Genomic DNA, 23,262 nt, shown 5'->3' with positions numbered 1-23,262 from the left:
GCTTTTTTTCAGAAATTCCCAATTGTCGGATTCAATGTCCAATGCCACCGATAATCTAGACAGACTGGTAACCATCGCGGCTGGCTGGCTGTGAACAACCGGATTATTGACCGCAACCTGTAAAATTGCCTTTCCGGCATTAACTAATGAAACAGAAAATCGGGCTCATACCGTATGGAAATATGGACCCGCGGCCTCAGTGAGCTTATTAACAGGCGGTTAATGGCTACGACGGGGCGGTCGAAAGAACAGATAAGGACCGGTATGTCTGGATCATACCCATTCATCGATATTGCCGCGCTGGATACTATCCGCGAGGGCTTTGCCAAGGGCGATGCGCAGATCGTGCTGACGCGCGACCTGTCGGCTGTGCTTTGGGTGAACGGTGCCGGAGCCCGGCTGTTCGGCTTTGACCGTATCGAGGATATGATCGGCAGCGCCATTGATCTGCCCGTCTCAACACGCCGGCAGATTGCAGCCGCCAGCGACGATAACAGCGCTGAACCCCGCTCCGTGTCCGTGCGTCTTGGCGGTGGCCTGCGTTCGGAACTGACGCGTCTCTGGATATCCCATATTGTCCTGCCCGATGGCGTGGCCGGTCTTGCGATGACCACCAGCGGCACATCGAGCGACGCGGAAGACATCATTGCCGGTCTGAGCGATGACGACACCCATGTCGCGCTGATCGATGCCGACTGCAAGGTCATTGCCGCAAGCCCGCGCTTCGCCGCGCTCGATATTTCCGCCGGAACGCTTGAAGATCTGGTCGTGGAAGTCGCCGATGCGGCTGACCGCATCGTCAAGCGCCGCATCCGCGCTGGCCGCCAGTCGGTTCCGGGCGCCATTGCCCGGCTGATCGACGCACCCGCTCTGCATCTTCTGTGCATCGTTGCTGAAGCCCCGGCGCAGGCCGTGGCGAAGCCAGCTGCCCAGCAGCCTGAAGGCGCGGAAGAAATTCTTGAAGAGATGCTCCCTGAACAGGAAACAACCCTTCGGGAAGAGCCGGTCGCCGAACCCGCAGTCGAAACGCCAAAGCCACAGGGCTTCCAGTTCGACCGGGATGCGCCGCCTGCCCGCTTCATCTGGAAAACCAGCGCCGACGCTGTGTTCAGCGAAATTTCGCCGGAGTTCGGCATAACCGTCGGCCCCAACGCGGCTGATGTCACCGGACGCCGTTTCAGCGATGTCGCCAATGTGTTCGGCTTCGATCATGATGGCAGCATTGCTTCGCTGCTCAACAAACGCGACACCTGGTCGGGCAAGCGGCTGATGTGGCCGGTCGAAGGCACCAATCTGCGCGTGCCGGTGGAACTGGCCGCTTTACCGGTCTATTCCCGTGATCGCGTGTTCATCGGTTTTCGCGGTTTTGGTCTCGTGCGGCCTGACGAAGCGGTGGAAGACCCGGAAGAAATCGGCCTCGCTCTGGCCGGAGGCATTCCGCAAAAGCGCAAACCGGAAATTCAGGATGCCATCAACGCCGATGCTCCCGATGACGACGTGCTGGCGCTGACCGAAGAAATCGCCAATGACGATCATCCCGGTGATATTCTGCCGAAGCCGCCGCTCAATATTGCGCCGACAGCCGGTCGTCGCGATTCCGACAAGGTGATCAACCTTCTGAATGCGGCTGCACAGGAAAAGGTGGCCGCCGATCAGGCGAAGCTCCTGAAAGTCAGGGAACGCGAACAGCGTCCCGAAGGCGGGCTGACCAAGACCGAGCGCAATGCGTTCCGCGAAATCGCCGATCGCCTGCGCAAACAGGGACTTTCCAGCACACAGAGCGAGGCGCCTGCCGTTGAGACGCAAGACGTGGCGGCGGAAACGACGCCGGTTCCACCGGTTGCAGATATCCCCCTTGCACAGGTCGAAGAGCCGCAGGCGGATCATGCCGCGCATGAAACGGTGGCCATCGACGAGACAGCCCTTTTGGCCAATCTGCCGGTTCCGGTCATCATTCATTCCGGCGATGAAGTGCATTATGTCAATCAGGCGCTGCTCGACCTGACCGGCTATGACGCCATTGAGGACATTCGCCATGCGGGCGGCGTGGAAGCGCTGTTCAACAGCGAGAGCGACGACAATGCGCCCCGCCAGGGCATGGTGTTGCGCCGTGCCGATGGCAGCGAACAGCCCGTCGATGCGCATCTCAATGCGATTGCTTGGCAAGACGGTCGCGCCCTGTTGCTGAGCCTCATGCCGGTTGCAGAAACCCCAGCCGCGCCAGCACCTGTCGAGGCAACCGTGCCGCAATCCGTCACGGACGACGAAGAAAAGCAGGCGCTGGAAGCCCATGTGGATGAGTTGAAAACCATCCTCGACACGGCAACCGACGGCGTGGTGCTGATCGACCCGGAAGGGCGCATCCGTTCGATGAACCATTCGGCATCCGCACTTTTCGGCTATGACCGCGACGAGACGGAAGGCAAGTTCTTCTCTATGCTGTTCGCCATTGAAAGCCAGCGCGCCGCGATGGATTATCTGAGCGGACTTTCGGGCAATGGCGTGCTGAGCGTGCTCAATGACGGACGCGAAGTGATCGGTCGTGAAGCCAAGGGCGGTTTCATCCCGCTCTTCATGACCATCGGCAAGCTGCCTCAAAAGCGTGGTTTCTGCGCCGTGCTGCGCGATATCACGCAGTGGAAGCGCACCGAGGAAGAACTAACCAATGCGCGCAAGGAGGCCGAACGCGCCTCCAACCAGAAGACCGATTTTCTGGCGCGCATCAGCCATGAAATCCGCACGCCGCTCAACGCCATTATCGGTTTTTCCGAACTGATGGCCGACGAGAAATTCGGCCCCATCGGCAATGACCGCTATCGCGATTACCTGCGGGATATCAACCGCTCGGGCAATCATGTGCTGGCGCTCGTCAACGACCTGCTGGATATTTCCAAGATCGAAGCCGGTGCGCTGGAAATGCAGTTTGAAGCGGTGTCGCTCAACGATGCGATTGCCGAGGCGATTGCGCTGATGCAGCCGCAGGCGAACCGCGAGCGCATCATCATCCGCTCCAGTTTCCAGTCCAATCTACCCGACATCGTCGCCGATGCGCGTTCGATCAAGCAGGTGGCGCTCAATCTCCTGTCCAATGCGGTGCGGTTTACCGCGCCCGGTGGTCAGGTGATCGTTTCGACCAGCTATGAGATGAATGGCGACGTGGCCATGCGGGTGCGCGACACCGGTATCGGCATGACCAAGTCTGAAGTCGAACAGGCATTGAAGCCGTTCCGTCAGGTGAACGCTTCGCAGCGCCGCCAAAGCGAGCAGTCGCGCGACTGGCGCAATGAGGGCACCGGCCTTGGCCTGCCGCTCACCAAGGCGATGGTCGAAGCCAACCGCGCCCAGTTCGCTATCGACTCGACGCCTGGACGCGGCACTGTTGTGGAAATCCTTTTCCCGCCAACAAGGGTTCTGGCTGACTAATCAGTCTCAGCATAACCAGACCAAAAAAAAGCGCCGGATAAAACCGGCGCTACGAGAAACTCAGAGACAAAGACACAATAGCAACTTGCAAGAGGATGCCGGAAACGGCGGCTCGATCATTACCCGTTGTGTTAACGCTTTCTCGCATAATCCCAGTTAATGCGAAATTAATCTCACCGTTCCAAATTTACGCATTGGTAGCCACTGTAAAATCAGGGTTAAATTTCAGCACACAATTGATTAACCATAGCGCGTTGCCAGCAAAATTGTGACACGGTTTTGCGTCAGGAACTGCGCGAAAACAATTTGAGCGATTCCCTTGAAGGAAGAACCGTTCTAAACCGAATCTGCGAAGGCGGCTTTGCTTTGTGATTTCGCTCGTTTAAACGATAGTAAGGGGAATTAGGGATCGGATGGTTGATGCGCTGGCCTAAATTCGCACGCCTTGTCATCGCGCTCGTCATTCTTTGTGCCGCGGCTGCAGCGACCTTGCTGGCCGTGGTGCCTTTCATCGTCTCGACCGACGCAATCCGCGTGCGTGTGGCGCAGGAAATCAGCGCCTGGACCGGCTATAGCGTGGAATTGCGCGAAGCCCCGCGCCTCAAAGTCTTCCCCATGCTGCGCGCCTCGCTGAACGGCGTCACCTTGAGCAAGATGACGGATCAGGGCCAGAAACCCTTCATGAGCGCCGCCCGCATCGATGTGGAACTGTCGCCGCTCGATGCGATCATGGGACATATTTCCTTTTCGGAAACGCAGATCGTGCGCCCGCATGTCAATCTTGATGGGCCGGTTTCCAATTTCCCTGCCTTGCTCGATGCCATTGCCAATTCCAACGGTCGGCTTGGCACGGCCATCCGCGCCCAGCGCGCCTTGCAACAGCGCGGCACGAACAACGACACGCAGGCCACCGAACAGGCATCGCAGCCTTTTGGCCGTGTGGTGGTGCGCGACGGCACGGTTTCGTTTCCGCGTGCCGAAAACGGCGCAGACACCGCGAAAGACGACCAACTGACCAATGTGAACATGACGCTGGAATGGCCCCAGACGTCGAGCGCAGCGACCTTGCGCGGCAGCGGCAAATGGCGCAACGAAGAATCGCAATTCAGTATCACGGCAGCGCAGGCTTTGCCGCTTCTGGCAGGCGGCACGTCCGACGTAACGGCGAGCCTCACGGCCAATCCGCTGAGCCTGACCTTTCAGGGCAAGGCCAATATTTCGGAAGACCGCTTCTTCGAAGGGGACCTCAGCGCCAAGACGCCGTCCTTGAGCGGCGCGGTGCGGTGGCTGAGCCTGCCGCCGATTGCCGGCAGCTCGGAAGTCGGGGCTTTCTCGCTGGAATCCACCATCACCGCCACGCCAAAGCGCTGGAAATTTGCCGATGTGAACATGACCGCCGGTGACAGCCTCGCCAAAGGCGTGATCGAGATCGGCCTTGAACAGGAACAGCCCGCCGTCACGGGCACGCTCGCCTTCGACAAGCTGGACCTGCGCAGCCTTTTTGCCGCTTTCGTGCCCTTGCCGGATACAACCGCGCGCGCGCCGAATGATCGCGGCAATGTCGACACCATCAATACCAGCTTCTTCGACCGCTCCGAATTCGACCTGCGCCTTTCCGCCCAGAATGCTACGGCAGGCCCTGTGGCGCTGACGGGTGTTGCGGCGGCGATCCAGATTCGCGGTGGCCGCGCAATTTTCGACATTGGCGACGCCAAAGCGTTCAATGGCACCTTGCAGACGAATGTGCAGATCGTGCGCGATCTCAAGAGCGCCACGGGCGAATTGCGGTTCAACGCCAGCGATATTGAAAGCACGCAGTTTCTCACGGCGCTTGGTTTCGAAAAGCCGTTCATCAGCGGCAAGGGCAATGTTTCGCTGTTCATGAAGGGGCCGGTCAATCGCTGGTCCAGCCTGCTTTCCGGCGCGCAGGGCAATGTATCCGTGCAGTTGAACAACGGTCAGATGCAGGGATTTGCCGTTCAGGATTTTCTGACCAAGGCAGAGAGCGAGCGCTTCTTCGCGCTGGAACGGAAAGATAATGTTGCGCTGGCCTTCAACCGGCTCGACCTCAAGGCCAATCTTTCCGAAGGCGTGGCATCGCTGGAAAGCGCGCGCCTCGACACATCCGATGGCACGCTCAATCTGGCGGGCATCGTGCCTTTCGTGGATCGCAGTCTTGCGCTGAGCGGCGAAGTCATCTTCCCCAACAGCCAGCCGGAAACGCCGCAACAGCAACCGCAGGCAGGAACGGAAGGCCAGCCAGCGCCCGCGCCAGCTGAAAACGCCACGCCCGCCAAGCCGCCGCTGCATTTCTTTGTCGGCGGTTCCTGGGACCGGCCTTTCATTTCCCCGTCCTCAATGGGATCGGCGGGATCGGGCGCATCGGGGCAATAAAGCCCCTTCCCCTTTTTTAAGACATACGGAATGCCGCCTGCTCATCGCGGCGGCGCTGCACTTCGCGGCGCTTGTTGACGATGGATGCGACGATGACACCTGTGGTCACCAGCCCAATCAGGATGGTGCAGATCGCGTTGATTTCCGGGGTCACGCCAAGGCGCACCTGGCTGTAAATCTTCATTGGCAGGGTGGTTGCGCCCGGCCCTGACGTGAAGCTTGCGATCACCAGATCGTCGAGCGACAGCGTGAAAGCCAGCATCCAGCCGGACACCACCGCAGGCAGGATCACCGGCAGGGTGACCTTCATGAAGGTTGTAACTGGCGGCGCACCAAGATCCATCGCCGCTTCCTCCAGCGAACGGTCAAAGCTCACCAGACGCGACTGCACCACGACGGCGACGAAACACATGGCAAATGTGATATGCGCCAGCGTGACCGTCCAGAAACCGCGGTCGAAATTCATCGCCACGAAAAGCAGCAGAAGCGACAGACCAGTGATGACATCTGGCATGACCAGCGGCGCATAGACCATGCCGGAAAACAGGATGCGACCGCGAAAGCGGGTATAGCGCGTCAGCGCCAGTGCCGCGAGCGTGCCCAGCACGGTTGCAATCGTTGCCGACAGGAAGGCGACGCGGATCGTCACCCATGCCGCATCCATCAGCGCCTGATTGCGGAACAGTTCCCCATACCACTTGGTCGAGAAGCCTGCCCAGACGGTCACCAGCCGGGATTCGTTGAAGGAATAGATGACCAGCAGCACGATGGGCAGATAGAGGAAGGCGAAGCCGACAACCACCGATGCGATATTGAAACGGGACCAGTTGTTGTTCATCGCTTATTTCCCCTTTTCCTGCTGGCGCGCCTGCACCTGCTGGAAGATCACAATCGGCACGATCAGCAGGATCAACAATACCACCGCCACAGCGGACGACACTGGCCAGTCGCGATTGGAGAAGAACTCGCTCCAGATCGTCTTGCCGATCATCAAGGTCTGCGATCCGCCCAGAAGATCGGGGATCACGAACTCGCCGACAGCCGGGATGAAGACAAGGAAGCAGCCCGCCAGAACACCGGCCAGCGACAGCGGAAAAGTGATTTTCCAGAAGGCGGCAAACGGCGTGCAGCCCAGGTGCTGCGCCGCTTCGATCAGCGAATAATCCATCTTTTCGAGTGACGAATAGATCGGCAGCACCATGAAGGGCAGATAGGAATAGACGATGCCGATAAAGACCGCCGTATCTGTGTTCAAAATGTTGAGCGGCGTATCGATCACGTTGAGCCACATCAGGAACTGGTTCAGCAAACCTTCCGGCTTCAGAATCCCGATCCACGCATAGACGCGGATCAGGAACGAGGTCCAGAACGGCAGGATCACCAGCATCAGCAACGTCGGGCGGATCGTCGTCGGCGCGCGCGCAATGCCATAGGCCATCGGATAGGCCAAAAGCAGCGTGAGGAAGGTCGAAATGGCTGCGATGCGGACGCTCGACAGATAGGCCTTGTAGTAAAGCGGATCGTCGAGCAGCCAGAAATAGTTATCGAAGGAGAGTTGCTTGATCTTCTCCCAGTTCGCCGCAAAGCCCTGCGTCAGATCGAAAGTCGGCATATAGGCCGGGATCGCCATCGCGACTTCCGACAGGGAAATCTTAAAGACGATGAAGAACGGGACGAGAAAGAAAACCAGCAGCCAGAAATAGGGCACCGTGATGACGAGGCGGCTGGCAATGGAAGCGATCAGCTTCTGCATGGTCTTGCCCTCCTCAGGCGGTCAGCACCAGACCGGCATCGGTATCGAAAGAGACCCAGACGCGCTCGTCATAGGTCAGCGGATTTTCCGTCTTGCGGACCGCGTTGAGGCTCGCGGCCTTGATGGTGCGGCCATTGTCGAGGCGGACGTGGAAAACCGTCATGTCGCCGAAATAGGCGATATCCCAAAGCTCGCCCTCGACGGCGTTGACCGCAGCCTCTTCCGGCTTGCTGCGCGAGATGCGGGTCTTTTCCGGGCGCACCGCATACCAGACCTTCTGGCCGGGATTGAGCTCCTCGCGGGTTTCGGTCTGGATATGGAAGCCGAATTTTTCGGTGGCGATTTCCGCCTCGCCATTGGCGGCCTTCACGACTTCACCTTCGATGATATTCACATTGCCGATGAAGTCGGCCACGAATTTGGAACGCGGCGCTTCATAGACTTCCGCTGGCGTCGCCACCTGCTTGATGCGGCCCTTGTCCATGACCGCGATACGGTCGGACATGGTCATGGCTTCTTCCTGATCGTGGGTCACGACCATGAAGGTCATGCCGAGCTTGACCTGCAAATCCATCAGTTCGAACTGGGTTTCCTCGCGCAGCTTCTTGTCGAGCGCGCCAAGCGGCTCGTCGAGCAGCAGCACCTTGGGGCGCTTGGCGACGGAGCGGGCGAGCGCGACGCGCTGGCGCTGGCCGCCCGACAGTTGATGCGGCTTGCGCTTGCCATATTGCTCCAGCTTCACCAGCTTGAGCATTTCGGCAACGCGCGCATCGATTTCAGATTTCGCCATGCCGTCCTGCTTGAGGCCGAAGGCGATATTGTTCTCCACCGTCATATGCGGAAACAGCGCATAGGACTGGAACATCATGTTGACCGGGCGTTTATAAGGCGGAATGCCGCGCATGTCCTGACCGTCCAGCGTGATGCGACCCGATGTCGGCTCCTCAAAGCCTGCCAGCATGCGCATCAGCGTGGTCTTGCCGCAGCCGGAAGCACCCAACAGCGCAAAGAATTCGCGATTGAAAACATTCAGCGACAGATCATCGACGGCAGTGAAATCGCCGAAGATTTTTGTCACATTCTCGAAAGAAATATAGGGCTTGGCCGCCGGATCGTTCCAGGGTGCAAATTTGCGGCGAAAGCTGCCAAAAGATTCCATTCCGTTCCCCTATCGATCTAGCCGTGCCCGATGTTTCGTCAGGTTTTACAAGACGTAGAGCGGCTCTCTGTCCAACAGTGAGCCGCTCTTCACAATGTCATGCCCAAGGGCATTCCGGGATCACACCCCGACTTAGAGCGGCTCCGGTTAAAACGGAATCGGGCAACCGCTCTATCTATTTATTTTTACGCATTATCCTACGCAAAACCGCTACGCACTTTTGCTGGAAATGCTCTAGCGTTCGATTATTACTGGCCTGTGACGATCTTGGTCCAGGCACGGGTAACGACGCGCTGGGTCTTGGTGTCGTAAGGCGTCGGCACGAACAGCTTCTTCATGACGTCGTCCGTCGGATAAATCGCCGGATCTTCAAGGATTTCCTTGTCGATGAATTCCTGCGACGCCTTGTTGCCGTTGGCGTAAAACACATAGTTCGAAGCCTTGGCCGCCACTTCCGGACGCATGATGTAATTCATGAATTCCAGCGCTTCCGGCACGTGCTTGGCGTCAGCCGGGATCGCCATCTGGTCGAACCACATCAAAGCGCCTTCCTTCGGGATCGAGTAACCGATCTCGACGCCCTGATTGGCCTTCTCGGCGCGGTCACGCGCCTGGAAAATATCGCCCGAATAGCCAATCGCCATGCAGATATCGCCATTGGCCAGCGCATTGATATATTCCGACGAATGGAACTTGCGGATATTCGGACGGATCTTCAGATAAAGGTCCTGCGCCTTCTGCAGATCGTCCGGCGACGGCGAATTCGGATCGAGACCGAGATAATTCAGGGCCGGACGCAGCATTTCGCTGGCGGAATCCAGCAGATAAATGCCGCAATCCTTCAGCTTGGCCGACTTTTCGGGGTCAAACAGCACATCCCAAGAATCGATGGTATCCGTGCCGAGCGCTTCCTTGATCTTGGCCTTGTTGTAGCCGATGCCGGTCGTGCCCCACATATAATTGACCGAGTATTCGTTGCCCGGATCGTAGGTGGCAGCGCGGGTGGAGATTTCATCCCACATGTTCTTGAGGTTCGGCAGCTTGTCCTTGTCGAGCTTCAGGAACACGCCAGCTGGAATCTGACGACCCAGGAATTCGCCCGACGGGACAACGAGATCGTAACCGCTGCCACCAGCCAGAAGCTTGGTTTCGAGGATTTCGTTGGAATCATAGACGTCGTAGACGACCTTGATTCCGGTTTCCTTGGTGAAATCCTTCAGGATGGAATCGTCGATATAATCCGACCAGTTATAGATATTGACCACCCGCTCCTGCGCGCTGGCGGAGAATGTGGCGGCGGCGACAACGCTCGTCACGACGGTTGTGGCCAGAAGGAAGGATTTGATCCCCATTTTTTGCTCCATTCTACACGCTCATTTCCGGTGCAGGTACAGGTTTGGATATACTATTCCTTGATTGCACTTTTTTAGATTGCACCGGTTTCGTCAACCGCCTGCGGCCATCACGAACATAAAAAATGCACTCGTGTTTTTATGGTCACTGAAAGTCGAATGCCGAAAGCCCCGCCACCATCTCGTCCAGCCCCAGCGGACGCGTCAGCGGCGGCTCGGCGCGGGTCACGCAGCCTTGCCGCTCGCACAAACGGCAGGCGGGGCCGATCCCTGTATTGCCAGCCTTGGCGATAGCTCCGCCGTAAACGGTTTCCTCCCCCGCATCGAGCGCGCAGCCAAGCAGGATCGCGGTGCGGCGCGGGCGCTCATTAAATGCGCCTTGCGGCCCTTCGAGCGTACGGGCAATGGTCAGGAATGCCGTCCCGTCTGGCAGTTCCGCCGGTTCGACCAGCACCTGCCCCGCCTGCGCAAAAGCCGCATAGACCGGCAGTTTGGGGCACTGGCCGCCAAACCGCGCCGGAAACCCCTCGGCGCCTGCAACGCGCAGCCGATTGCCGGCATGGTCGATTTCCATCACGAAGAAGGGCAGCGCGCTCGCCCCCTGCCGCTGCAAGGTCGTCAGCCGGCTCGCCGCCTGCTGGAACGAAACGCCAAATCGCGAGCGCAGCGCATCGACATCATAGCGCATCCGCACGCTAGCATCGCGAAACTGGCGATAGGGCATCATCAGCGCCTGCGCGGCATAGCGCGCCAGCTCGAACCGGGCGATGCGCTTTGCTTCACCGGAAGACAGTTTCAGCCCTTCGGTCTCTGCGCCGATCACCACCTGCATACGGATCAGCGCCGCCTCCATGGCGATTTCCTGCAACTGATCGAAAGGCGACAGACGCTCCGAAATGAACAGGCGTTGCGAATGGCGGTCATAGCGCCTGCGCCAATTGGGCATGGTAGCGACAGGCAATGTGCGCACCGTGATGCCATGCTCACGCCGCAGCCAATCCTTCAAAGCTGCCGACAGATCGCCATCCGGCTTCAACAACGCGAAAAAACTTTCCGCCTCTTCCTCGATACGCGGATAATGATTGGGCCGTCGCGCCATCACATCGCGCACTTCATCCAGCGGCAGGCGCGTGGCGGAAAGCTGCGCAGCGCTCCCCTCATGCGACAGCAATTGCGAGAGATCGGACAGGCGCTGCTGCTGTTCGCGATAGGCGCGATAAAGCTTCATTATACCCACAGCTGCGTTGGGGGCCGCCTCGCCAATCTCCACCAGTTCCTGATCGCCCGGCAATTCGCCGGTCAAAAGCGGATCGGAAAACACTTCCTTCAGTCCGGTGATCGTCGCGCCGCTTTCTGCCTGCAAACTATCGAGATCGAGCTTGTAAACACTGGCGAGCTTCAACAACAGCTGCACCGTCAAGGGCCGCTGGTTGCGCTCGATCAGGTTGAGATAGGACGGTGAAATGCCGAGCGCTTCGGCCATAGCCGTCTGCGTCAGGGACCGCTCGTTGCGAATACGCCTGATGCGCGGTCCGGCAAAAATCTTGCGTTCGCTCAACTCCGTCCTCCCAAACCCGCAACGGCGACTTTTACAATTCATGACAAAATAGCCGTAAATTCTACTTTTGACAATCTTTACAAATTTACAGAGCCAGTCCGTCAAAGTTCCGACAGCTTAACTTCAATTATCAGGCGTATTTGCTGCTTTTTCTAGCGTCCCACCGACTGCGAATGTAAATTCAGTCACAGAAAGAGCAGCGACCAACCGCTCTTGAAAAACCAGTGATAAGTGTGAGGAGACACCGAAATGACAGATTTTTACAGCCTTATTCCTTCGGCGCCCAAGGGTCGTTTCGACGGTATCGAACGTGCGCATACGGCCGAAGATGTAAAAAGGCTGCGCGGTTCGGTGGAGATCAAGTATTCGCTGGCTGAAATGGGCGCGAACCGCCTCTGGAAGCTGATCCATGAGGAAGATTTCGTCAACGCGCTGGGCGCGCTTTCCGGCAATCAGGCAATGCAGATGGTTCGCGCCGGACTGAAGGCGATCTACCTCTCCGGCTGGCAGGTTGCGGCGGATGCCAACACGGCCTCGGCCATGTATCCGGACCAGTCTCTCTACCCGGCCAATGCGGCCCCGGAACTGGCCAAGCGCATCAACAAGACCTTGCAGCGCGCCGACCAGATCGAAACCGCCGAAGGCAAGGGACTTTCGGTCGACACCTGGTTTGCCCCGATCGTCGCCGATGCCGAAGCAGGCTTTGGCGGACCACTGAACGCTTTTGAAATCATGAAAGCTTTCATCGAGGCCGGCGCAGCAGGCGTGCATTATGAAGACCAGCTCGCTTCGGAAAAGAAGTGCGGCCATCTTGGCGGCAAGGTTTTGATCCCGACGGCAGCGCATATCCGTAACCTCAACGCGGCGCGCCTTGCGGCAGATGTGATGGGCACGGCCACGCTGGTCATCGCCCGCACGGATGCGGAAGCTGCCAAGCTTCTGACCTCGGACATCGACGAGCGCGACAAGCCTTTTGTCGATTACGATGCGGGCCGCACGGCGGAAGGCTTCTATCAGGTGAAGAACGGCATCGAGCCATGTATCGCCCGTGCGATTGCCTATGCGCCTTATTGCGATCTGATCTGGATGGAAACATCCAAGCCGGATCTCGAACAGGCTCGCCGCTTCGCGGAAGCCGTGCACAAGGTGCATCCGGGCAAGAAGCTCGCCTATAACTGCTCGCCGTCGTTCAACTGGAAGAAGAACCTCGACGACGCCACGATTGCCAAGTTCCAGCGCGAGCTGGGCGCGATGGGCTACAAGTTCCAGTTCATCACGCTGGCCGGTTTCCACCAGCTCAACTTCGGCATGTTCGAACTGGCACGCGGCTACAAGGACCGGCAGATGGCAGCCTATTCCGAACTGCAACAGGCGGAATTCGCAGCCGAAGCCAACGGCTACACCGCGACCAAGCATCAGCGCGAAGTCGGCACCGGCTATTTCGATGCCGTGTCGCTTGCAATCACCGGCGGCCAGTCTTCGACCACCGCCATGAAGGAATCAACTGAAACAGCACAGTTCAGACCGGCTGCTGAGTAACACCGGCCATAAAACAGGAGGAACAGTTCCATGAATTCGCCAGCACGCGTCAAGGAAAGAGCAGAAGAACAATCGTCAAGCATGACCACGGATCAGCAGACCGTTATCCGCATGCTCGCCAACGATCTGCATCGCCTCAACTACACCGTCATGAAGGCGGTCGAGGCAGGCGTCTCGGTGGAACTGGTCCGCTCCGCCCGGCATCATGGTGGCGACGGTAACTGGGGTGATCTCTTGATCCCCGTCATCGTCACCCACGAAAAATGATGACGATCCTGACAATCGCCGTCGCCACCATGTTCTTTTATTTTGTGTGCCTTCGGCAACACGGGAATGGCGGCGGTAACTGGGGCGATCTCTTGATCCCCGTCATCGTCACTCACGAAAAATGATGACGATCCTGACAATCGCCGTCGCCACCATAACTATTCTTCATGCCGGTGGCGGCGGCAGCAATCCCACCCCGGCCAACGCCTTCAAAAGGCTTTGACCGGCTCTCTGCCCCATGCCTTCCTTGCCTGAACTCCACCCCGGCTGCCCCCTCCAGCCGGGGATTTTTTGCACCGGAAAAGAAAAACAGGCAACCGACAGACGCTATTTCAATAAATACAGCATTTATCGAAATTTGAATAATTGTGAATATAAATTTAATTCTATATTGGATATCGAAGTAAAATAAATTATGTGTTTTCAATAAAAGCGCAATATAGCGAAAAGGAGAAAAATATGCGTAAGTATATCTTCATTCTTTCAATTGTTTCAAGCGCTTTAATTGCCGAAACAAACTATTCCGCCGCCGCTGCAATGACTGCAGATATGCGCCCGGATCAAGCGGTGCGCGGCCTTATCAACGATTTGTTTTGCTTCTACGAGAAGGGATTTCTCCATCTCGAATGCTGGTATTCATAAACGCAAGTGGCACCCAATAAGCATAAGGATATTCCTATGAATTCACTTCTCATATTTCTGGCGACGGCGCTTATAGCACTGGCATTCGGGCAAAAATATTCGTTTGTTAAAGATGCGAATGCTAACGCGTTAAAAGCGCAGCAAGTATCGAACCCAAATTCCGCAGATCTCAAGCTTCCCATATGCGTTGATAGCCGAGAGTTATGCTCGCCCCGCAAATCGGGACTATAAAGAGGTCGATTGTCTGCGGGTAGCGCATGAACGTCCTCCGCCAACGCCTCCCGCAGATTTTTCTTTATTCTATCCCATATCAGTCAGACGACATGCTGACGCTCGCGAAGGGAAGAACACCGGGCGTTCCAGACAGCGCCACAGATTTACGCAGAAATTTCAGGCCGCACTCAATCGTTATTGACGCCGTGCTTTTTTGACAAAGCATGCCAATAAGATCAATTTCAAACGAATATGAAATATCTTGCAAAAAAATAATTCATTATTGGAATGTATAAATCGAAAAACATTGTGCTTAACTCTAGATGCATTAATTAACATTTAATTTTAAAATTAACATTAGGATCTATATTATGAAGAAATATTTTGTATACACGACACTTGCACTTGCAACCATGGCTGCTACTGCTGGGCAATCTTATGCAAGCCCTCTTCAGGATTCTCAGAGCCAGCTTTCCGCGGACGGCCAGGCCAAGAGCATTATTTGCATCGTAACACCTTTCGGCAAGTGGTGCCCATTTAAGTAAGAACTCACAGATGGAGCTTGGGCATCAGCCCAAGCTTCTCGCGTCAGCAGGTAATTGCCAGGATGCGGAAGGTCCGGCGGATTACCTGTTCCCAAGGCTCCACGCAGCTTGGTCTCAATGGTAACGGCAATCGCATCAGCCCCTCATCACCCGGGCGTCAAGGACAGAACAGTTGCGGTCCGGTGCTCCTGCATGCTCCTGTCTTTTCTGACCGTAGAAAGCCGCAACGATCCTGATCATTCTGGGCATTCAACACCGCCCGGATCACGCAGGATAAAATGTCCGTCCAGTCCATCATCGATAGCGTCGCATTGAAGACCGGCATCGACTCTGCGGTCGCCGAACGCGTTGCGGGGATCATGTTCTCCGTCGTGCAACATGAGAGGCCAGACCTTGCGGCGCGCCTGTTCGACAAAATCCCGGGCGCGGCGGAATTGGCAAACGCCAATGATGTCATGGCACGAAGCACCGAAGGCGGATTGCTCAGCTGGGTCGCCAACGCAGCCGGCAGTGTTGCGGGCGAGAGAATCGGCGCATTGCTGAAGGGGCTCGCCGCGCTGAAAGCAATCGGTCTGACCATGGAGCAGATCAGGCAGGTCGGCTTGCATGCCCTCAGTCACATTCGGGAACTGGACGACCTCCTCGCGGACGAGATCAAAGAGCATTTTCGGAAATTGAAGGCGCGGTTCGGCCTTTAAGACCACCACAACCCTGCCAGCCAGACCCGTTTTCCGGCTCCCAAAAAAGCCTGCTGGCCCCATTTGTCAACCACAGCCGACGCAGCTATCATGCACCCATCGAAATCATTTTCTGGTGATGGATGTCTGCTGATACGACGGAAAAGAAGGTTACGCGTGCGCCGCGTCGCCGTACGCCTGCCTATGTCAAATCCCTGCGTGGGGTGAAGAACTGGAAGCAGGCAACCGAATGGCTGGCCTGGCGGGATATCGAAGACATCGAATGCATCACCCCCGATCAGGCGGGGGTTGCGCGCGGCAAGATGATGCCGTCCAAGAAGTTCACGTCCAACACATCGCTGGCCCTGCCGTCCGCCGTTTTCATGACGACGATTTCCGGCGATTACCCGGAAGACGGCTACGGCTTCCACTATCCCGAAGACGATGGCGATCTCAGACTGTTGCCCGACCTCTCCACCCTGTCGGCGGTTCCGTGGGAATCTGACCCGACGGCGCAGGTAATCTGCGATCTGGTCTATCAGGACGGACGCTTGGTCGAATTCACCCCGCGCAACGTGCTGCGCAATGTCGTCGCCGCATACAACAAGCGCGGGTTGAAGCCGGTTGTTGCGCCGGAAATCGAATTCTATCTGGTGCGCAAAAACCCCGACCCGGATTATCCGCTGACCCCGCCGGTCGGTCGCTCGGGCCGCGCCATTGGCGGCGGACAGGGCTATTCGATTGCGGGCGTCAACGAGTTCGACGAACTGATCGACGATATCTACCATTTCTCCGAGGGTCAGGGTCTGGAGATCGACACGCTGATCCACGAAGAAGGCGCCGGTCAGCTGGAAATCAACCTGCGCCATGGCGATCCTGTCGAACTGGCCGATCAGGTTTTCATGTTCAAGCGCACGATCCGCGAGGCGGCGCTCAAGCACGACATGTATGCCACCTTCATGGCCAAGCCCATTCAGGGCCAGCCGGGCTCGGCGATGCATATCCACCAGTCGATCGTCGACAAGAAAACAGGCCGCAACATTTTCACCAACGAAGACGGTAGCGAAAGCGAAGCCTTCCGCCACTTCATCGGCGGCATGCAGCGCCATGTGCCGAATGCTCTGGTGATGTTCGCGCCCTATGTAAATTCCTATCGCCGCCTGACGCCGGACGCTTCCGCGCCGGTCAACGTTAAATGGGGCTATGACAACCGCACCACGGCCTTCCGCGTGCCGCGCTCAGACCCCAATGCGCGCCGCGTGGAAAACCGCATCCCCTCCTCCGACGCCAATCCCTATCTTGCGCTGGCAGCTTCGCTTGCCTGCGGCCTGATCGGTCTCGTCAACAAGATCGAGGCGGAACAGCCCGCCACCACGAGCGTCAACACCAAGGAAGTGGAGCTGCCGCGCGGCTTGATCGACGCCGTGGAACTGTTCGAAAAGGACGACGAACTGCGCAATCTGATCGGCAGCTCCTTCGTCACGACCTATGCCGCCATCAAGCGCGCCGAGTTCGAAACCTTCATGGAAGTCATCAGCCCGTGGGAACGCGAGTTCCTGTTGCTTAATGTGTAGGTTAGGGGAGTAGGGGAGTAGGGGAGTAGGGGAGTAGGGGAGTAGGGGAGTAGGGGAGTAGGGGAGTAGGGGAGTAGGGGAGTAGGGGAGTAGAAAATATGCGGGGGCATAGATATGGCAATCAATTCTTATCGCGATATTCTTGCGTGGCAGCAGGCAATGGAGCTGGTAACGGCAATCTATAAATCGACGGAGATGTGGCCAAAAGAAGAGGTCTATGGGCTGACAAGTCAGGTGCGTCGCGCAGCAGTATCAATTCCGGCGAATATAGCGGAAGGTTACGGGCGGGATACACGTGGCGCCTACCAGAACTTTTTGCGTATCGCGCAAGGTTCGTTGAAAGAAGTGGAAACCCATATACTGATTGCTGAGAGATTGGGATTCATCAAACAAGACACTATCGATCCGATCATGGCGAAGAGTGAGAGTATTGGAAAATTACTTAGGCTTCTCATTCGCAAGCTATCGGACGGCTAACACACTCCCTTATTCCCTTATTCCCTTACTCCCCTATTCCCCTACTTCCTTAAAGCGCGGAATCGCCGATGCCCCACCAGTCCCCAATCTCCCCCGGCCTTTCGTGGTACGAAGCGAGCGTGCCCGAGCGGCCAGAATATCCGGAACTTGACGGTTCGCGGCAGGCCGATGTTGTTATCATCGGCGGCGGCTATACGGGGCTTTCGGCTGCTTATCATCTGGCGAAACAGGGCGCAGATGTGGTTCTGATCGAGGCCGAACGCTTCGGCGATGGCGCGTCGGGGCGCAATGGCGGCCAGTTCGGCACCGGTCAGCGCACATGGGCAGAAGACCTTGAAGCCGAATATGGCTTCGAGCGCGCCAAGGCCCTGTTCGATGTGGCCGAAGAAGCGAAAGCCTATCTGCTCGCCTTTGCGAGCGAACATCAGATCGACATGGACTATGTCCCCGGACAGATCTCCGTCGTGCACAAGCCGCGCTATCTCAAGCAATATGAGCGCCATGCGGAACTGATGCAGAGCCGCTTCCACTATCCGCATTTGCGTTTTGTCACCCGCGATGAAACCGCCTCTCTGTTAGGGTCGAGCCGCTATCACGGGGGCGTTTATGATGCGGGCACCGGCCACATCCATCCGCTGAAGTTGCTCATCGGCACGGCCAAGGCGGCGAAAGCGGCGGGTGCGCAGCTTTATGAAAACACCAGGGCAACGGGGATAAGCACGTCCAGCGGGCGTGTGGAAGTCGCGACCACAAAGGGCACAATTGTTGCGAAACATGCCTTCATCGCGGTCAATGCTTATGGTGGAACGCTGGAACCGACCAGCGCATCGCATGTCATGCCGATCCGCTCCTTCATCGGCGCGACGGTGCCGCTGGGCGACGACAGCCCGGTGATACCGGGCGGCGAGTCCGTCGACGATTCCCGCTTTGTGGTCCGCTATTTCCGCCGCTCGAAAGATGGGCGACTGTTGTTCGGCGGTCGCGAAGCCTATACGGCGGATAATCCGCGTGAGATCAGCACGCATATCCGCCGCCAGATCGCTGAAATCTATCCCGCACTCGGCAATGTCGAGATCACCCATGCCTGGGGCGGCTCGGTCGGCATAACCATGCCGCGCCAGCCTTTTGTCCGCGAAGTGATGCCCGGCGTCATTTCGGCAGGCGGTTATTCCGGCCATGGGGTGATGCTGGCGAATTTCATGGGCAAGCTTTATGCCGACACCATTTCCGGCAAGCGCGACAAACTGAGACTGTTCGAAGAACTGCGCATTCCCGCCTTCCCCGGCGGGCGCACATTCCGCGCGCCGCTGCTCTTCCTTGCGCTGTCATGGTATGCGCTGATGGATCGGATATGAAATGAAGGCGAGGCGCCATTTGGCGCCTCGCCTTTCTTCGACCTGCATTTTTGCAGACCGCTCCCCTTACACTATTTGCTCCCCGGCCCTCAAAGCCAGACGCTGATAGGTTTCCTCCACCACGTCACGCATCGGCAGAACACCGCTCAGGCACAACAAAGCGCGCATATGCTCGCGTCCGCCCTCATAGCCCATGATCGGCGCGAAGGGCTGCATCACGATGTTCGGCTCGTCGGTATAAAGCTCCTGATATTCGGCGAAGTTCATGAAGCTTTTATAGCTGTCGCCCAGCAGCAGATAGGTCTCCACCGCAGCCCCTTCGGCGAATATCGCTTCATGGCTGTCGAGCAGAATATTGTAGTAGTCGATTGCTTGCTCCATCGGGACACGCGTGATGGAACGCCCGTTGACGAGATCCTTGGCGCGGATCAAAACGCCGTCGATGAAAAGCGCATGGTTGGGCGACAGATAAAGATCGCGTCGCGGCGTCATGCGGTCGAGCGCGTGACGTGCAATACGGATCGGCATCACGTCCTCGCCCCATTCCACACCGCCCTTCCTATAGCGCTGCCAGCCGACCCATTTCACCGGCACCACCTTGCAATTGGCGGTCACGACAAGATCGCCAACGGCCAGGTTTTCCACGGCAACGGGTCCGCTCATTGTTTCAACCAGCGTGCCTTTCAAAAGGCAATTGGTGCCACTGCCACCGTCACCGCCGCCATCCTCCCACCATTTCGTCCCCAAGGCGCGGGCTGGCGTTGTGAAAGACGACGCCAAAGCGCCAAGCGCGGCGGCCTTTGCGGCAGCAGCGCCCGCCACTCCTAAAAAATGGCGTCGCGCACGATTGCGTGGTGAATGCCTGTTTTGTTGTTCTGTCGACATAAGTCCCTCCGCTCCGTCTGTCTGTTTCGACGCATCGCCAGCATCAAGCGCCGCGCGCTTTTGCCGGAAATGCAGTTGAACATCGGCCCGAAAACCAGTGCGGAGTTTTGCAAAGCACGATGCGCAGATTGAAAACCCGAAACGCCGCTCGCCATTACGTGGAAATTCGTCGTTTCGAACGCTTTGCCCCAAGACTACGTTTCTGATCTTAGCCGATCATGCCCCGCTGAATATTCCGGCAAAACGGACGAAACCCACCATAAACAGGCGTAAAACCTACCTCCAAAGGTGCAGGTTTTTGGCATTTTCCCACACGCGTTAAAGCAGTGCGAACTGATCGAGATTAATTCCCATCATCTGAAACATCCGATTCCACTTCTTGTCGAAACGTCAAAAATAGTATACCCCCCTATTTTATAGGAGGCCGCGATATGGGCACGCATCATCCGTATGAACGTCAGCTGGAAGCGCGGCACGACCATGTGTTTCTGGGTGACAACCACCGGCGCAACGAGCGGCGCACGTGGATCGTCATCGCCATTACCGCCGCAATGATGGTGATCGAGATCGTTGCCGGGAACCTTTATGGTTCCATGGCGCTGGTTGCCGATGGCTGGCACATGTCCACCCATGCAGCAGCGATGCTCATCGCAGCACTCGCCTATCTCTATGCCCGCAAGCAGGCCCACAATCCGCGCTTTACCTTCGGCACCGGCAAGCTCGGCGATCTGGCGGGCTTTGCCAGCGCCATAGTTCTAGCACTGATTGCGTTGCTGATCGGCTGGGAAAGTTTCCAGCGTTTCAGCGCCCCGGTCGCCATCAACTTCCATGAAGCCATTCTGATTGCCTGCCTCGGCCTCGCGGTCAATCTCGTCTGCGCCTGGCTGTTGAAAGACGATCACGCGCATCACCACCACGGACATGATCACGCCCATCACCACGAAAGCGGTCACGACCAGAACCTGCGCGCTGCCTATATCCATGTGCTCGCCGATGCATTGACTTCGGTGCTGGCGATTGCCGCCCTTCTTCTCGGCAGTCTTTACGGCTGGCTCTGGCTCGATCCGGCCATTGGCATTGCCGGTGCCTTGGTGATTGCGCGCTGGTCCTGGGGCCTCATTCGCGATGCGGGCGCGACGCTTCTCGATTACATCCCTGAAGGCGAGGACCTCCCCGAAGAGATCACTGAAATCATTGAGAAGGAAGGCGGCGAAATCGCCGATCTGCATGTCTGGCAGCTTGGGCCGGGCCATCACGGTGCCATCGTGTCGATTGTCACGGCCACGCCAAAGGCGCCGTCCTATTACCGCAAGAAGCTTGCAGCGATCCACGATTTGTCGCATGTGACGGTGGAGGTGGAAGTCCGCCCCGCCTGACATATCGCAAAATCAGGAGTCCCCATGACCCATACCCTCCGCGAAAAGCAGAAGCTTATCAACCGCGTGCGCCGCATTCGCGGGCAGCTTGAAGGTGTGGAGCGGATGCTTGAGGAGGAAAAGGGCTGCTCTGAAGTCATGCAGGTGATTGCCGGTGTGCGCGGCGCGGTGAACGGGCTGATGGTCGAGGTGATCGAGGATCATATTCTCATGCATGTCGCCGATGGTGATCTGCCGCAGAAGGAGCGCGACGAAGGCGCTGGCGAACTTGTGGACGTGGTTCGCGCCTATCTCAAATAATGTGAGCACAGCGCTCATATTTCATCAACCCGTGCTATCAGACACATAATCCTTCGACAGATTCGGATTTTCTGCATGGCGACAGGTTCAGCCTCCACCGACAAGACGCACGCAATCCCCTCAACCGTGTGGGTTCTGGGCGTTGTCAGCCTGTTGATGGATATCTCATCCGAAATGGTGCAGACGCTGCTGCCGCTTTATCTGGTGGCGGGATTGGGCGCATCCGCGATGACGATCGGCTTTATCGAAGGCCTGTCGGTTGCCATCGCCACGGTGACCAAGCTCTTTTCCGGCGTGATATCCGACTGGACTGGCCGCAGAAAGCCGCTCGCGGTGGCAGGCTATGGTCTCGCCGCCCTCTCCAAGCTGATCTTTCCGCTTGCCACCACGGCTGGCGGCATCGTCACCGCCAAAGCCATCGACCGCGTTGGCAAGGGCATACGTGGCACACCACGCGACGCCCTGATTGCCGATGTGACGCCGCCGGAAATTCGCGGCGCGGCCTTTGGCCTGCGCAAGTCACTCGATACGGTTGGCGGCTTTGTCGGTCCGCTTGTCGCTATCGGCCTGATGGTGGCGACAGGCGGCAATATTGTCGCGATCTTCTGGATTGCCGTTATCCCGGCCTTCCTTGCGGTTGCGCTTTTGATCGTCGGTATTCGCGAGCCGGAAACACCCCCTGCCCGCTCTAAAGGCTTGCCCCGTTTTGCCGATACGGGAAAACTGAACACCGCCGTCTGGATCGTCATCGCCGTCGCGTCGGTCCTGACGCTTGCCCGGTTCAGCGAAGCATTTCTGCTGCTCAAGGCGCAGGAAGCCGGTTTTACCGCCGCTTGGGTGCCAATCACCATGGTCGTCATGCATGCCGTCTATGGGCTGACCGCCTATCCCGTCGGCAGCCTGTCGGACCGGATGGGCCGCAAGGGCCTGCTCGCCGCAAGCCTCGGCTTTCTCGTTGCCGCCGATCTGGTGATCGCTCATTCAACGACGATCTATCCGTTTCTGGCGGGTATTGTCCTGTGGGGCCTGCATATGGGCTTTTCACAAGGCATTCTGGCGACGCTTATCGCCGATACCGCACCCCCGCATCTCAAAGGCACCGCCTTCGGCATCTTCAATGTGATCACCGGCTTTGTCATGCTGGCGGGCAATGTCGGCGCTGGCTGGCTATGGGAAGCCTATGGCTCGTCCTCGACCTTCCTCGCCGGAGCGATCCTTTCGGCCATAGCGCTTGTGAGCCTGCTCGCGCTTCCCGGAACGCCTAAAGCGGCATCGCCGAAGTCTGCTTGACCGTCTGGCTCGGAACGTCGGTCTTCAGGTTCTGCACGCCTTTGATGCGGCTTAGATATTCCGACTGGAAACGCCGATATTCCTCGATATCCGCCGCGACCACGCGGATCATCGCGTCGTAATCGCCCAGCATGAAATAACATTCCAGCACTTGCGGCAGCTTCAATATTTCGCGTGCAAACTCCTGAAGCGTTTCCTCATCCTGCCTGTCCAGCCGGATGCGGGTGAAGAAGGTCAGCCCCTTGCCGATCTTGGCCGGATTAAGCACCGCAACATAGCGGTCGATCACGCCCGCCTCTTCCAGAAGCTTGACCCGCCGCAGACACGGCGACGGCGACAGCCCGACCTCGCGCGCCAGATCATTATTGGCGATGCGCCCGTCGCGTTGCAGCACACGCAATATCCGCTTGTCGATCTCGTCCAGCTTCATTGGCCACCGATTTCATTTACACCCAAACTATTGGCATTTTCTGCCAAATATTA

The 23,262-nt window shown here is 57.6% G+C and carries 20 protein-coding genes; 12 read left to right on the top strand and 8 right to left on the bottom strand.

Annotated elements, in window-relative coordinates:
• The first annotated feature begins 264 nt into the window (after positions 1–264).
• Together pdhS and D8666_RS19565 are read left to right on the top strand one after the other, a co-directional pair.
• Positions 265–3,423, top strand: coding sequence for a cell-division control histidine kinase PdhS (pdhS, locus tag D8666_RS19570; RefSeq protein WP_121539092.1), 3,159 nt, complete (start codon positions 265–267; stop codon positions 3,421–3,423).
• Between the two features lie 420 nt (positions 3,424–3,843).
• Positions 3,844–5,817 carry an AsmA family protein gene (locus D8666_RS19565; protein ID WP_121539091.1) on the top strand — a complete coding sequence of 658 codons (1,974 nt, stop codon included), beginning with the start codon at positions 3,844–3,846 and terminating at the stop codon, positions 5,815–5,817.
• 16 nt (positions 5,818–5,833) lie between these two features.
• Here the strand turns inward: D8666_RS19565 and D8666_RS19560 are convergent, their stop codons facing one another.
• The 5 genes from D8666_RS19560 to D8666_RS19540 all read right to left on the bottom strand — a co-directional run bounded on the left by D8666_RS19560 (position 5,834) and on the right by D8666_RS19540 (position 11,639).
• Complete coding sequence (locus D8666_RS19560; RefSeq protein ID WP_109367048.1) at positions 5,834–6,655, bottom strand: ABC transporter permease; 822 nt, start codon at positions 6,653–6,655, stop codon at positions 5,834–5,836.
• Positions 6,656–6,658: 3 nt separating this feature from the next.
• Positions 6,659–7,570: an ABC transporter permease subunit gene (locus D8666_RS19555; RefSeq protein ID WP_121539090.1), complete on the bottom strand. Its 912-nt coding sequence runs from the start codon at positions 7,568–7,570 to the stop codon at positions 6,659–6,661.
• Positions 7,571–7,583: 13 nt separating this feature from the next.
• A complete protein-coding gene (locus D8666_RS19550) occupies positions 7,584–8,729 on the bottom strand; it encodes an ABC transporter ATP-binding protein (RefSeq protein WP_121539089.1) in 1,146 nt (381 codons plus the stop codon).
• 248 nt (positions 8,730–8,977) lie between these two features.
• Complete coding sequence (locus D8666_RS19545; protein ID WP_109367045.1) at positions 8,978–10,081, bottom strand: polyamine ABC transporter substrate-binding protein; 1,104 nt, start codon at positions 10,079–10,081, stop codon at positions 8,978–8,980.
• 145 nt (positions 10,082–10,226) lie between these two features.
• On the bottom strand, positions 10,227–11,639 hold the full coding sequence (locus D8666_RS19540; RefSeq protein ID WP_109367044.1) for a helix-turn-helix domain-containing protein: 1,413 nt from the start codon (positions 11,637–11,639) through the stop codon (positions 10,227–10,229).
• Positions 11,640–11,888: 249 nt separating this feature from the next.
• Between D8666_RS19540 and aceA the strand changes: the two genes are divergently transcribed.
• Both aceA and D8666_RS19530 read left to right on the top strand, forming a co-directional pair.
• The gene (gene aceA / locus D8666_RS19535) at positions 11,889–13,178 is read left to right on the top strand and encodes an isocitrate lyase (RefSeq protein ID WP_109367043.1); all 1,290 of its coding nucleotides are present in this window, start codon (positions 11,889–11,891) and stop codon (positions 13,176–13,178) included.
• Positions 13,179–13,208: 30 nt separating this feature from the next.
• Positions 13,209–13,445 carry an SMc00767 family acetate metabolism repressor gene (locus D8666_RS19530; protein WP_006473055.1) on the top strand — a complete coding sequence of 79 codons (237 nt, stop codon included), beginning with the start codon at positions 13,209–13,211 and terminating at the stop codon, positions 13,443–13,445.
• Positions 13,446–13,557: 112 nt separating this feature from the next.
• On the opposite strand, the gene D8666_RS24030 is transcribed toward D8666_RS19530, so the two are convergent.
• Positions 13,558–13,872: a hypothetical protein gene (locus D8666_RS24030; protein ID WP_124916082.1), complete on the bottom strand. Its 315-nt coding sequence runs from the start codon at positions 13,870–13,872 to the stop codon at positions 13,558–13,560.
• Between the two features lie 32 nt (positions 13,873–13,904).
• Between D8666_RS24030 and D8666_RS19525 the strand changes: the two genes are divergently transcribed.
• The 5 genes from D8666_RS19525 (at position 13,905) to D8666_RS19505 (ending at position 18,928) form a co-directional block, all read left to right on the top strand.
• Positions 13,905–14,087, top strand: a complete 183-nt coding sequence (locus D8666_RS19525; RefSeq protein WP_109367042.1) for a hypothetical protein — start codon at positions 13,905–13,907, stop codon at positions 14,085–14,087.
• A 1,036-nt stretch (positions 14,088–15,123) separates the two neighbouring features.
• Complete coding sequence (locus tag D8666_RS19520; protein ID WP_109367041.1) at positions 15,124–15,543, top strand: hypothetical protein; 420 nt, start codon at positions 15,124–15,126, stop codon at positions 15,541–15,543.
• Positions 15,544–15,665: 122 nt separating this feature from the next.
• A complete protein-coding gene (locus tag D8666_RS19515; RefSeq protein ID WP_109367040.1) occupies positions 15,666–17,096 on the top strand; it encodes a glutamine synthetase family protein in 1,431 nt (476 codons plus the stop codon).
• Between the two features lie 114 nt (positions 17,097–17,210).
• Entirely contained in the window at positions 17,211–17,573 is a 363-nt protein-coding gene (locus D8666_RS19510; protein WP_109367039.1) for a four helix bundle protein, read from the top strand.
• A 68-nt stretch (positions 17,574–17,641) separates the two neighbouring features.
• Positions 17,642–18,928 carry an NAD(P)/FAD-dependent oxidoreductase gene (locus D8666_RS19505; protein ID WP_121539088.1) on the top strand — a complete coding sequence of 429 codons (1,287 nt, stop codon included), beginning with the start codon at positions 17,642–17,644 and terminating at the stop codon, positions 18,926–18,928.
• A 66-nt stretch (positions 18,929–18,994) separates the two neighbouring features.
• Here D8666_RS19505 and D8666_RS19500 read toward each other — a convergent pair whose 3' ends face one another.
• Positions 18,995–19,813, bottom strand: a complete 819-nt coding sequence (locus D8666_RS19500) for a Hint domain-containing protein (RefSeq protein ID WP_121539087.1) — start codon at positions 19,811–19,813, stop codon at positions 18,995–18,997.
• A 431-nt stretch (positions 19,814–20,244) separates the two neighbouring features.
• Here D8666_RS19500 and dmeF point away from each other — a divergent pair, with 431 nt between their 5' ends.
• The 3 genes from dmeF to D8666_RS19485 all read left to right on the top strand — a co-directional run bounded on the left by dmeF (position 20,245) and on the right by D8666_RS19485 (position 22,779).
• Positions 20,245–21,189: a CDF family Co(II)/Ni(II) efflux transporter DmeF gene (gene dmeF / locus D8666_RS19495; protein WP_121539086.1), complete on the top strand. Its 945-nt coding sequence runs from the start codon at positions 20,245–20,247 to the stop codon at positions 21,187–21,189.
• Positions 21,190–21,213: 24 nt separating this feature from the next.
• Positions 21,214–21,489 (top strand): metal/formaldehyde-sensitive transcriptional repressor, encoded by a 276-nt coding sequence (locus D8666_RS19490; protein ID WP_121539085.1) that lies wholly within the window; start codon positions 21,214–21,216, stop codon positions 21,487–21,489.
• 75 nt (positions 21,490–21,564) lie between these two features.
• Positions 21,565–22,779: an MFS transporter gene (locus D8666_RS19485; protein ID WP_121539084.1), complete on the top strand. Its 1,215-nt coding sequence runs from the start codon at positions 21,565–21,567 to the stop codon at positions 22,777–22,779.
• On the opposite strand, the gene D8666_RS19480 is transcribed toward D8666_RS19485, so the two are convergent.
• Entirely contained in the window at positions 22,751–23,209 is a 459-nt protein-coding gene (locus D8666_RS19480) for an Lrp/AsnC family transcriptional regulator (RefSeq protein ID WP_109367034.1), read from the bottom strand. The two genes, D8666_RS19485 and D8666_RS19480, sit on opposite strands and share 29 nt — an antisense overlap.
• Positions 23,210–23,262 lie beyond the last annotated feature (53 nt).

The organism is Ochrobactrum soli, from assembly GCF_003664555.1.
Taxonomy (GTDB): domain Bacteria; phylum Pseudomonadota; class Alphaproteobacteria; order Rhizobiales; family Rhizobiaceae; genus Brucella; species Brucella teleogrylli.
This window is presented reverse-complemented; position numbering and strand designations above follow the sequence as displayed.